Here is a 12,189-nt window from a genome sequence, read left to right on the forward strand (position 1 = left end):
ATAACCTAATAAATGTAAGAGAACAATTTGGAGGATAATTAACATGAAAAATAAATTGATAGCAAAATCATTATTAACGATAGCGGCAATTGGTATTACTACAACTACAATTGCGTCAACTGCAGATGCGAGCGAAGGATATGGTCCAAGAGAAAAGAAACCAGTTAGCATTAATCATAATATCGTAGAGTACAATGATGGTACTTTTAAATATCAATCTAGACCAAAATTTAACTCAACACCTAAATATATTAAAATTAGACATGACTATAATATTTTAGAATTTAACGATGGTACATTCGAATATGGTGCACGTCCACAGTTTAATAAACCAGCAGTGAAAAGTGATGTAACTATTAAAAAGGAACAAAAATTAATTCAAGCTCAAAATCTTGTGAGAGAATTTGAAAAAACTCATACTGTAAGTGCACACAGAAAAGCGCAAAAGGCAGTCAACTTAGTTTCATTTGAATATAAAGTTAAGAAAATAGTTTTACAAGAACGAATTGATCAAGTATTAAAGCAAGGTTTTGTTAAGTAGAGCAATAATGGGTTATTGCGCAATAAAAAATAAATAATTAAATGTTACGTTAATTATTGTTAATAAATTATTTAATTCATTTAATGATAGGTTAATGTAATTTTCCTGAAATTGATTATATACTTGATAAGTATCAAATTTTAAGGAGAGTTTACAATGAAAGTTAAAAAATATATATTAACAGGATCATTAGCATTACTTCTAACATCAACTGCAGTATCAAGTTTAGAAGGCAATAAAGCAGAAGCGAGTAGCAAAGAAAACTATTTAACACAAAGTCAGTACCATGATAAAAGAATTGCGGAAGAGTTGAAAAACTTATTAAACAAACTAAATCCCTACGATTTGGCTTCTGGAAGTTTAAATCCATATTATAAACGTACGATTATGATGAATGGATATAAAGCTAAAGCAGCATTAAAGAGTAACAATTACGCAAAAATGGCTGATGCTAAAGTAGCGTTAGAAAACATTTACAAAGAAATAGATGCAATTATAAATTGATAATAAAAAACAGGTGAAGACAACAAAAATAATTGTCTTCACCTGTTTTTTATTTGTATGGATATAAATTCAATACTATAGGGATGATGTATGAGCACTACATCAAAAGTTAGGGGAGACAAATATAAATATAATCATTTAAATGTTATGTACGAAATGACTTCATGACATTTTAAACATATTTATATTGCTCTCCTGTTTTAAATTCAAATTACTTTTGAAATGTAATGAATTTTACTTAATCCAATTTTATTGGAAGAAAAAGTTAACATTTGTAGAACATGCCACAATACCAAAAATAATTAATAGACATAAGACAATAAGCATGATGACACTTTTTAAACAACCTTTATCTGTTTCTTCCGATTTTCTTTGTTGAACCTTTTTATAATCTTCAAGATGCTTTGCGGTTTTTTTATTTATATGTTTATTCATGATGTTTACTCCTTAATCTAAATGTTTAATTCATTAAAATAGATGAAAACATAACTAAAATAAAGGTATAAAGCTAAAGTAAAGATGTTTATTAAATAAATATTTAGCTAAATATGCTAATGTGATAATAACAAGTATAGTTTGTCTTCCAAGTTGATTATTCTTAAACTGACGCATTAAAAATTAATGAAACACTAGAATATATACATGTAGAGTAAAGGTGCACAGTATAAAATAATTAATGCAATACTAAGTATAAATATTGTTAAATGTATACTATCTTTAGTTTTAATGTAAACAATTAAGATAAGAAGTGTTAAAAGAATCATATATATTAACGAGGGTGATGTCCATACAAAATCCACGTTAGACCTAGTTAACAACGGAACTATAATTAATCCGAAGTTAATCATGCATGCTATATATACAATGATGTTATACACAATGTTAATTTTTGGTCACCACCTTACTGTTGTTATTTTAAATACTTTAAACAATTTATTTTTTATAGTGTAATGATTATCCGAATCCTTTGATTGTCATTCGTTTTACTTTTAAAAGAATATATATAGTATGCTTTTTATGATTCTAAATGTTTTTTAATACTTAATTAACGTCAACATTTGGATTATGAATAATCAACTCAAATACTTTATTAGCCGTATCAATTATAAATTCAGATCCATAATTTATATGACTAACTTTTAATTTGTTGTCTAAATATTTGATTGCGATAGCTACATCATAATCTTCATCTATGACAAATAAACTACTTTCATTTGCAACTACTTCATGTTTCCCTGAGTAAACAACATTAATTTCCCAATCTTTAAAAACCATTTGTCGCGTCCTCCTTGAACATTTAAATTGATTCAATTTAAGTTTAACCTATTCATATAACTTCGTACAATATCTAGATATACATTAATTAGTTTTCTAGAAATTATTTTCAATTATATGTACTTATTATACTTTTTATCTTCTTATTCCAGTATAGTTTTAAAACGGTTTTAGAATAATTCTGCAAATATATTAACACATAATGTGTTCAATAAGTTTTGAACAATTTCAAAACTTTTAGATAAAGGGTTTGACAAAATGAATTTAAAAGATCGACTTCTAGAAAATATTAAAAGGAAGTTTCTGCTATTTAATTTGACAAAATAATAATATATTTCATTTTCAAATTATTGGTAATTATAACTTAAGAATTTTTACTATAACTAAAATAGCCGAAAGGCATCATTGCTGATACAATCGGCTATTGTTATATTACCAATATTTAAATGCTCATGAACATACTCTGCTTCGTTAATTAGTCATTTCTTCTTTTTCCCAATCAATTTTATATCTTTCTGAAGAACGATCTGTCCATTTATCTTTATTATTTGTACCTTTCCAGTTTGTTGAAGTCCAATTTAATTGGTAGTCATCACGAACGCGTTCGTATATAACATCAATATTTGTTTGTTGTTTTGTAGCTTTTCTATCCATAGTTATGACTGTAGCAAAATCTGGTGAGAAGCCAGAAGATAATAATGAACTGGCTTTGTTAGGATCAAGAAAATTTTCTGAGGCTTTCATAGATCCATTTCTTGTTTTCATGAAAAGTTGATTACCGTAAACTGGATTCCATGAATCTCTATCATATGGTCCCCAATTTTGATTCATCATATTGTTAAATATGACTTTCCAACCTACTTTTTTATCAGTTGGGCTCTCTAAAATTGTTTTGAAATCTGGTTGAACATATTTTAGTGTGTGACCAATTGAAACAGATGCGCCAATAAGTCCTCCAATTTTTCCAGAATCATCACCAGTTATATTACCGTTAAATCCATATGTTAAAGTGCTCATATATTCTTTTGTATCAATCGAATTTCTTGGATAGTAATCAGAGATTTGTGCTGCATCATTATCTGGTAGTTCTAGCTGTACTTTGAAAGCTGAAGGCCAAGCTAAACCACTTTTATTAGCACCTTCTTCGCTATAAACTCTATATTGACCGGCAATGGTACCTTTGGTTCGAATAACTAGCAATTTTTTATTGTGATTTTTATCATCGATAAAACTATAAAAAATCTTTTTGTGCATGCCGTTTATTTTGTCATAAGTTACTAAATCACCTGTTTTAACTGTAGTATTGCTTCCTATATCGGTTGTACCAGTTTTTATATTAATATCACTATCTGCAGCATTAGCAATAGGGGTCATTAATATAGAACTTAGCAATAGTGTTGATGTTACTGTGCTGATTATACGTGTTTTCATTTTCATCATCCTTCTAGTTTTAAACGATTTGAGGTAATAATAATTAATATGTCAACTTATTACTTTGTAGCTGTATACATATCAAATATTAATTATCGCTTATATTAGTAATTTTTAATGTAGCATCTGTTAAATTATTGAGTGATGATGAGTATTTATTTTAAGAATATGTTTTTAACTTTTATTTAATATTTGAAAGGAAGCATTTCAATTTCGAAGGTTAGTCAAACTTGAATGAATTCTTTATGAATCAAGGAAAAGACATAGCTAATTCTATTGATTAATTTCTCTAAAACTAAGGATTTGTTTAAATTTAAATGTAATCGATTACAATATAAAAATACAAACACTTTAGAATTAAATCAATTAATTAAATATTAAATAAAAATTAACTACATATTAACAAGTGCGAATTAGTAAAAAAATAAAGTAAAAAGATATTAATTATGTTGGGAATTTCGGTGTGAATAAATTTAACTAGTGCATGGAAATCTCCAATAAAACTCAAAAGTATAGTATGAGTTTTTAAAATAGTGTAAAACATTATGCATAAAATATAGTTTTATAGCTAGAAGGTTATAAGAAAATTTTGAGTTTAGGTTAGCTTATAATGATGAATCAAATTGAAAACTGATTAATACAAAAACGATAGAGGAATAGAATGAACCTATTTTATATCTCATTTCTTAATTGTTATATGGTTGAATGTATTTTTAGAAAACAAAACCATCCATACGCAGACTATTTTAGTAACAACATTGTATATTCTCAATACAAGGAAGGGGATTAAAAATGACAGAGTGAATGATATTATAAATTCTTTTCAAATTCTTTTTGAGTCTGAATCAGGATATAAAATTTCGAAAAATTCAGGGGTACCATATCAAACAGTACAAGATTTAGGGAATAGGAAAACTAAACTAGAAGATGCTAGACTCAGGACAATAATTAAACTTTATAGTTATTATGTCTCATTAAAAGAACGCTATTCATGTGCCAATAAAGTGGTGCTATAATAATTAAAATATTAAATTAGGGATTGAGCCTAAGACATAAATCAATAAACTGCTCTCTTCAAAGTAAATCTTGAAAAAATGAAAACTTTGAAAAGAGCAGTTCGCAATGCCTTAGGCTCTACAATGTTATATTAGTTGTAGTTGACTGAATGAAAACATGCTTGAAATATAAGTCATACTTTATTTATTAATCAATGAGGACGTCAACTGTTATTTTATTAGGATTTTTAATATAAACATTTGCAAAATCTGAATGCAATCTTTTACTTAAATCAATATTGTAGTTATTACCGCCGCCGGTAATTTTAATTTTACCTTTATTACGATTTCCACTATATAATATTTTATTTTTTATTAACGCTTCACGTACACGGAAATCTAATTCTTTTAAAGTTAATACTGGTTTATTACCTTTATAAATTGGAATTCTACCAGTAAATGTTTTTGCTTTATCTTTATATGTTACATACAGTTTGTAATGTTTATCGTTGGTTGTTGCGGCTGGTGTAACGCCACCTGTAAATGTCTCTTTATAGGACCACCATAACTGATCAGTATCCTTGTCTTTTAGTCCGAAAACGTCTACGTAACGGTCTCTTAACTGATTAATATTTCCCCAACTTTCAGCGCCCCATAAAGATATATGTGCTGACCAAGAATATCTCTTAAGTTCAACATAAATATTGCCATTATCATATTGATATAACCATTTATTTGAAAATGTTAAATGAGGCTGTGTGTAATATTTTATTAATTCATTGATGTTAGTTTCATCTTGGCTAATACTATAAGCTTTAGCTTCGGATGAAAAACTAAATGGTGGTTTTTGACCTTGAGGAATTACTGTACCTAATAGTAATAATGTTGTCGTTAGAATTATATGTTTAGTGATGTTCTTGTTCATTTGAACATCTCCTTTCAGAGGAATCATGATACGAGGAATAACAAACTTAAAAGTGAGTAGAGTCAGTGTAACAATCGCGATTATTCTTATTAACGCTGTTATAATTATTAATTAGATTTTTCGAGGGTAACTTCAATTTGTGCATTTTGAGGATTTTTAACATAACGGTTTGCGTCAGTTAATTTTAATTTCTTACTTAGATCAATTGTGTAATTATTCCCGTCACTAGTAATCGTTATCTGACCTTTATTATATTTATCGTGATATAACTTTTTATTCTCTATTAATGTTTGACGAATACGGAAATCTAATTCTTTTAAAGTTATTACTGGTTTATTGCCTTTATAAATCGGGAATCCACCAGTAAATGTTTCTGCTTTATCTTTATATGTTACATTTAGTTTGTAGTGTTTATCGTTAGATGTTGCTGCAGGTGTAACGCCACCAGTAAACGTTTCTTGAGATAACGCATAAGAATCAATGGTTTCTTGCTCTTTTATCCCAAAAATATCTACATTTTTATTTATTAATTGATTGATATTGCCCCAGCTTTCAGGCCCATATATTTGAATATGACTATACCAAGAAAACTGTAGCAATGTTGCATGAATTGTACCGTTATTCTTTTGCCATAACTTTTTGTTTGAGAAGGTTAAATGTTTTTGTGAGTAATATTTAGATAACTCTTTTACGTTATTTTCATCTTGATTAATATAATACGCTTTTGCTTCAGATGAAGAACTGATTGGTGTATTAGTTAGTTGTGTTGATGCTGTACCTAATAGTACCAACGCTGATGATAAAATGATTTTGTTCGTAATGTTCTTTTTCATTTAAAATTCTCCTTTGTAAATTATCATATATAGGGTTAGTTAAATATTTGAACTGATTGGTACTTACAACGCAATTGAGGTTAATTAGATTTCTCGAGGGTAACTTCAATTTGTGCATTTTGAGGATTTTTAACATAACGGTTTGTGTCAGTTAATTTTAATTTCTTACTTAGATCAATTGTGTAATTGTTCCCACCACCAGTTATCTTAATTTGACCTTTATTAAATTCTCCGTTATATAACTTTTTATTCTCTATTAGTTTTTGACGAATACGGAAATCTAATTCTTTTAAAGTTAATACTGGTTTATTGCCTTTGTAAAACTCATGTCCACCTATGATAGTTTGTTGTTTATCACTATATTTAAAAAATAGTTTATAAGGCTTATCGGATGAAGTAGCTGCTGGGGTAACACCACCAGTAAATGTTTCATCATAAGTCCAGTAACCTTCAACTGTGTCCTCATCTTTAGTTCCAAATATATCAACATATTTATTTCTTAATTGATTAATGTTTCCCCAGCTTTCAGGTCCATATACTTGAATATGACTATACCAAACCCATGTTTGTAATGTTGCGTGAATGGTACCATTCGGTTTTTGCCATAACCATTTATTTGAAAATATTAAATGTGGCTGCGTGTAATACTTTATTAATTCATTGATATTAGTCTCGTTTTCACCGATATTATATGCTTTTGCTTCAGATGAAAAACTGATTGGTGTTTTAGGAAGTTGTGTTGATGTCGTTCCTAAAAGTAACAATGCTGTTGATAAAATTAGTTTATTCGTGATGTTCTTTTTCATATGAAAATCTCCTTTGCGTGAATTACCCAAAGTATATAAACTATTACACTGATTCGGAATTAAATAAAAGCTAAAACTATGTTAAATAAATTTAAACAGTTAACGGTGTTATTTAAGTAAAACTTATCATTTTTAATTTTTGAGCAGAAATAGTACATATGTGGAGAAGATATAAATTTACAAACACACGTTAGAATCATTTCCTAATCAATTGTATTTAATTTTTTGATAATTGAATTTTCTAACTACTTGAAAAATAGATATACTTTAAATGTAGTACTTATTTTAATAATTTCCTACTACTTAAATTTAATATTAATAAAATGTTCATTTAATTATTGATAAAATATTACAAATTTTAATAATAGGTTGTGTTTGTTTTGTATACGCTTACAATCGAAGTGTAATTAAAATAAAAGGAGTTGTTATTAATGAAAAATTTACGAAACAGAAGTTTTTTAACTTTATTAGACTTTTCACGACAAGAGGTAGAATTCTTATTAAGACTCTCCGAGGATTTAAAACGAGCTAAATATATTGGCACTGAAAAGCCTATGCTAAAAAATAAAAATATTGCACTGTTATTTGAAAAAGATTCTACGAGAACACGATGTGCATTTGAAGTTGCAGCACATGATCAAGGTGCTAATGTAACTTATTTAGGTCCAACAGGTTCACAAATGGGTAAAAAAGAAACAACTAAAGATACTGCCCGTGTACTTGGCGGCATGTATGATGGCATTGAATACCGTGGTTTTTCACAAAGAACAGTGGAAACTTTAGCTGCATATTCAGGTGTTCCAGTGTGGAATGGTTTAACTGATGAAGATCATCCTACTCAAGTACTAGCTGATTTCTTAACAGCAAAAGAGGTATTAAAAAAAGATTATGCAGATATTAACTTTACATATGTTGGAGATGGACGTAATAACGTTGCAAATGCATTAATGCAAGGTGCTGCTATTATGGGTATGAACTTCCATTTAGTTTGTCCTAAAGAATTAAACCCAACAGATGAGTTAGTAAAGCGCTGTAAAAAAATTGCCGCTGAAAATGGTGGCAACATAGTGATCACAGATAATATTGAACAAGGTGTAAAAGGTTCGGATGTAATTTACACTGACGTTTGGGTATCAATGGGTGAACCTGATGAAGTATGGAAAGAGCGACTTCAATTATTGAAACCATATCAAGTAAATAAAGAAATGATGGATAAAACTGGTAATCCAAATGTTATTTTTGAGCATTGCTTACCATCTTTCCACAACGCAGAAACTAAAATTGGACAACAAATTTTTGAGAAATATGGTATTCGTGAAATGGAAGTAACAGATGAAGTATTCGAAAGTAAAGCTTCAGTTGTATTCCAAGAAGCTGAGAACAGAATGCATACGATAAAAGCAGTCATGGTTGCTACATTGGGTGAATTTTAAATGAAATAAGGAAGTGAATATGATGGCGAAAATAGTAGTAGCATTAGGTGGTAATGCTTTAGGAAAATCACCTCAAGAACAACTTGAACTCGTTAAAAATACTGCGAAATCACTAGTAGGATTAATAACTAAAGGCCATGAAATTGTTATAAGTCACGGTAATGGGCCACAAGTTGGTAGTATAAATTTGGGACTTAATTATGCTGCAGAACATAAACAAGGTCCTGCATTCCCATTTGCTGAATGTGGGGCGATGAGCCAAGCATATATTGGTTTTCAGTTACAAGAAAGTTTACAAAATGAACTTCATTCAATTGGCATAGATAAACAAGTTGTAACACTCGTAACTCAAGTAGAAGTAGATGAACATGATCCGGCATTTAATAATCCATCAAAACCAATTGGACTTTTTTATAGCAAGGAAGAAGCTGAGCGTATTCATAATAAAAAAGGCTTTCAATTTGTTGAAGATGCTGGAAGAGGGTATAGAAGGGTAGTGCCATCACCACAACCAATTTCTATCATTGAACTAGAAAGTATTAAAACACTTATTAAGAATGAAACTCTCGTTATTGCTGCTGGTGGCGGTGGTATACCAGTTATAAGAGAACAACATGATGGTTTTAAAGGTATAGATGCGGTTATTGATAAAGATAAAACAAGTGCACTTTTAGGTGCTAATATTCAATGTGATCAATTGATTATATTAACGGCAATTGATTACGTATATATCAATTTTAACAGTGAAAATCAACAGCCATTGAAGGCTACAAATGTTAATGAATTAAGACGCTATATAGATGAAAATCAATTTGCAAAAGGAAGTATGTTACCTAAAATTGAAGCGGCAATTTCATTTATTGAAAATAATCCTAAAGGTAGTGTTCTTATTACATCATTAAATGAATTAGATGCCGCATTAGAAGGTAAGATAGGTACAGTGATTAAAAAATAATAATGATAAAACGTTTTCGATTTATTTTATGTATAATGCATGATTTTTATTAACAATGTGCAACCCTGCATATCTTGAATTGTTTTTTTAGGCGGGGTGTGCACATTCTTAATATAAATATTTAACTTTGGAATATTTTACAAAGCATTGTTGTTAGGTCAAATGTCGAAGGAGATGAAACCGTGGAAAATGCAATTAATGAAAGTGAAAAGAAAAAAAGATTTAAACTAAGAATGCCAGGTGCATTTATGATTTTATTCATCTTGACAGTTGTTGCCGTGATGGCAACTTGGATTATTCCTGCAGGTGCATATTCTAAACTTTCTTACGAACCTTCATCCCAAGAACTGAAAATTGTAAATCCTCATAATCAAGTTAAAAAAGTACCTGGTACACAAAAGGAACTTGACAAAATGGGCGTAAAAATTAAAATCGAACAATTTAAATCTGGTGCAATTAATAAACCCGTTTCTATTCCAAATACGTATGAGCGATTAAAGCAACATCCAGCTGGTCCTGAAAAAATAACGAGTAGTATGGTTGAAGGAACAATAGAAGCGGTTGATATCATGGTGTTCATTCTTGTTTTAGGTGGTCTTATTGGTGTTGTACAAGCCAGTGGTTCTTTTGAATCTGGATTGCTTGCTTTAACAAAGAAGACTAAAGGTCATGAATTCATGTTAATTGTGTTTGTGTCAATACTAATGATTATTGGTGGTACTTTATGTGGTATTGAAGAAGAAGCTGTAGCATTTTATCCTATTTTAGTACCTATATTTATAGCATTAGGATATGATTCTATTGTCTCTGTTGGTGCCATTTTCCTTGCTAGTTCTGTTGGTAGTACATTTTCAACTATAAATCCATTTTCGGTTGTCATTGCATCTAATGCAGCTGGTACAACTTTTACAGATGGATTGTATTGGAGAGTCGGTGCTTGTATTGTCGGTGCTATCTTTGTAATCAGTTATTTATATTGGTACTGTAACAAGATCAAACGAGATCCAAAGGCCTCTTATGCTTATGAAGACAAGGAAGCATTTGAAAAGCAATGGTCTGTATTAAAGGATGACGATAGCGCGCAATTTACATTGCGTAAAAAGATAATACTTACATTATTTGTATTGCCTTTTCCAATTATGGTCTGGGGTGTAATGACCCAAGGTTGGTGGTTCCCGGTTATGGCGTCAGCATTTTTAATTTTTACAATTATTATTATGTTTATTGCTGGAACTGGTAAATTTGGGTTAGGAGAAAAAGGAACGGTTGATGCTTTTGTTAATGGTGCATCAAGTTTAGTTGGTGTATCTTTAATCATTGGTTTAGCAAGAGGTATTAACTTAGTGTTGAATGAAGGTATGATTTCAGATACGATTTTACATTTTTCATCATCTTTAGTTCAACACATGAGTGGACCATTGTTTATCATTGTATTACTATTTATTTTCTTCTGTTTAGGTTTTATCGTACCATCATCTTCAGGATTAGCGGTATTGTCAATGCCTATCTTTGCACCGCTAGCTGATACAGTTGGTATACCAAGATTCGTTATCGTTACAACATATCAATTTGGTCAATATGCGATGTTATTCTTAGCGCCTACTGGACTTGTTATGGCAACGTTGCAAATGTTAAACATGCGATATTCACATTGGTTCCGATTTGTATGGCCGGTAGTTGCTTTTGTATTAATTTTTGGTGGCGGATTACTAATTACGCAAGTACTAATTTATTCATAATTTGAAATGCTATGTAATATAAAAATTGAAGAATAAGTTGGTTGTATGCATCTCGTTAGTTAGTAGAAATACTAAACTAAACGAGGTGCATATTCATTTTTGGTGAAGGAATTATAGCGGTAATGATAATACTGTTGTAAAATAGCTGCAACGTTTCTTTTAATAATGATATTTTTGGGGAAAATGAGTTTAATTATCTATTTATAGTATATTTTATTTATTGTGGTAAACACATTTGATGTGACATTGAGCTGGTAGATTTTATACATATAGAAATGAATATAGCAAGATATAAAGAGGGGAGCTATGTATGAAATACTTAATAAAAGTTTTAGATATATTAACAGGTGTATGTGTAGTGTTATTATTTAGTAAATATTTCGTTGCGTATGCAAATATGGTATTTGATTGGAATTTAAGATGGTATTTGTTAGAAAACATACCGCATTTACCAATTATATTATTTGTTCTGATGTTTATTTTCGGTGTGCCTTCTGAAATGATAAAAGATAGACAAAAGAAAAATAACGGTGTTTAAATTTGTCGATGTTAAGAGGTGAGGAATTTGTCAACGATTACAAAAACTAAAATAAAATCTTTATTAATTATTTCATTGGTGTATTAGCCTTAGCGTTTGCTGCTTATTTAATATTTAAATAAAGATCAGAGTGAAACGTTTTGTGAATTTGGCGTTCTTTGGCTAATCATGAATGAAAATTAAAATTTTAATCAGCAGACACTAAGGTTGCACA

General features: G+C 29.5%; 12 protein-coding genes and 1 pseudogene. 7 read left to right on the top strand and 6 right to left on the bottom strand.

Annotated features, from left to right (window positions below):
• Window positions 1-43 precede the first annotated feature (43 nt).
• Together efb and CD116_RS12575 are read left to right on the top strand one after the other, a co-directional pair.
• Window positions 44-541 (top strand): complement convertase inhibitor Efb, encoded by a 498-nt coding sequence (gene efb, locus CD116_RS12570; protein ID WP_047424983.1) that lies wholly within the window; start codon window positions 44-46, stop codon window positions 539-541.
• A 156-nt stretch (window positions 542-697) separates the two neighbouring features.
• Window positions 698-1,045, top strand: a complete 348-nt coding sequence (locus tag CD116_RS12575) for a complement inhibitor SCIN family protein (protein WP_047549644.1) — start codon at window positions 698-700, stop codon at window positions 1,043-1,045.
• Between the two features lie 249 nt (window positions 1,046-1,294).
• On the opposite strand, the gene CD116_RS12580 is transcribed toward CD116_RS12575, so the two are convergent.
• From CD116_RS12580 to CD116_RS12595, 3 genes are all read right to left on the bottom strand, one after another.
• Window positions 1,295-1,480 (bottom strand): hypothetical protein, encoded by a 186-nt coding sequence (locus CD116_RS12580; RefSeq protein ID WP_047424987.1) that lies wholly within the window; start codon window positions 1,478-1,480, stop codon window positions 1,295-1,297.
• 606 nt (window positions 1,481-2,086) lie between these two features.
• Window positions 2,087-2,320 (bottom strand): hypothetical protein, encoded by a 234-nt coding sequence (locus CD116_RS12590; protein ID WP_047549641.1) that lies wholly within the window; start codon window positions 2,318-2,320, stop codon window positions 2,087-2,089.
• Between the two features lie 471 nt (window positions 2,321-2,791).
• Window positions 2,792-3,751, bottom strand: coding sequence for a leukocidin/hemolysin toxin family protein (locus CD116_RS12595; protein ID WP_047529056.1), 960 nt, complete (start codon window positions 3,749-3,751; stop codon window positions 2,792-2,794).
• Between the two features lie 792 nt (window positions 3,752-4,543).
• Between CD116_RS12595 and CD116_RS12600 the strand changes: the two are divergent.
• Window positions 4,544-4,767: pseudogene (locus tag CD116_RS12600) on the top strand (hypothetical protein).
• 187 nt (window positions 4,768-4,954) lie between these two features.
• On the opposite strand, the gene CD116_RS12605 reads toward CD116_RS12600, so the two are convergent.
• The 3 genes from CD116_RS12605 to CD116_RS12615 form a co-directional block, all read right to left on the bottom strand.
• On the bottom strand, window positions 4,955-5,671 hold the full coding sequence (locus CD116_RS12605; RefSeq protein ID WP_047549638.1) for a superantigen-like protein SSL12: 717 nt from the start codon (window positions 5,669-5,671) through the stop codon (window positions 4,955-4,957).
• Window positions 5,672-5,778: 107 nt separating this feature from the next.
• Complete coding sequence (locus CD116_RS12610; RefSeq protein WP_047549635.1) at window positions 5,779-6,504, bottom strand: superantigen-like protein SSL13; 726 nt, start codon at window positions 6,502-6,504, stop codon at window positions 5,779-5,781.
• An 80-nt stretch (window positions 6,505-6,584) separates the two neighbouring features.
• Window positions 6,585-7,310 carry a superantigen-like protein SSL14 gene (locus CD116_RS12615; protein ID WP_047529049.1) on the bottom strand — a complete coding sequence of 242 codons (726 nt, stop codon included), beginning with the start codon at window positions 7,308-7,310 and terminating at the stop codon, window positions 6,585-6,587.
• 431 nt (window positions 7,311-7,741) lie between these two features.
• Here CD116_RS12615 and argF point away from each other — a divergent pair, with 431 nt between their 5' ends.
• The 4 genes from argF to elxI1 all read left to right on the top strand — a co-directional run bounded on the left by argF (window position 7,742) and on the right by elxI1 (window position 11,975).
• On the top strand, window positions 7,742-8,743 hold the full coding sequence (gene argF, locus CD116_RS12620) for an ornithine carbamoyltransferase (RefSeq protein ID WP_047529046.1): 1,002 nt from the start codon (window positions 7,742-7,744) through the stop codon (window positions 8,741-8,743).
• Between the two features lie 22 nt (window positions 8,744-8,765).
• Entirely contained in the window at window positions 8,766-9,698 is a 933-nt protein-coding gene (gene arcC, locus CD116_RS12625) for a carbamate kinase (protein ID WP_047549631.1), read from the top strand.
• Between the two features lie 182 nt (window positions 9,699-9,880).
• Window positions 9,881-11,437 (top strand): YfcC family protein, encoded by a 1,557-nt coding sequence (locus tag CD116_RS12630; RefSeq protein ID WP_047549628.1) that lies wholly within the window; start codon window positions 9,881-9,883, stop codon window positions 11,435-11,437.
• 310 nt (window positions 11,438-11,747) lie between these two features.
• Window positions 11,748-11,975, top strand: a complete 228-nt coding sequence (gene elxI1, locus CD116_RS12635) for an epilancin biosynthesis-related protein ElxI1 (protein ID WP_047529041.1) — start codon at window positions 11,748-11,750, stop codon at window positions 11,973-11,975.
• Window positions 11,976-12,189: the final 214 nt, after the last annotated feature.

Origin of the sequence: Staphylococcus schweitzeri (genome assembly GCF_002902405.1) — a bacterium.
Classification (GTDB): Bacteria; Bacillota; Bacilli; order Staphylococcales; family Staphylococcaceae; genus Staphylococcus; species Staphylococcus schweitzeri.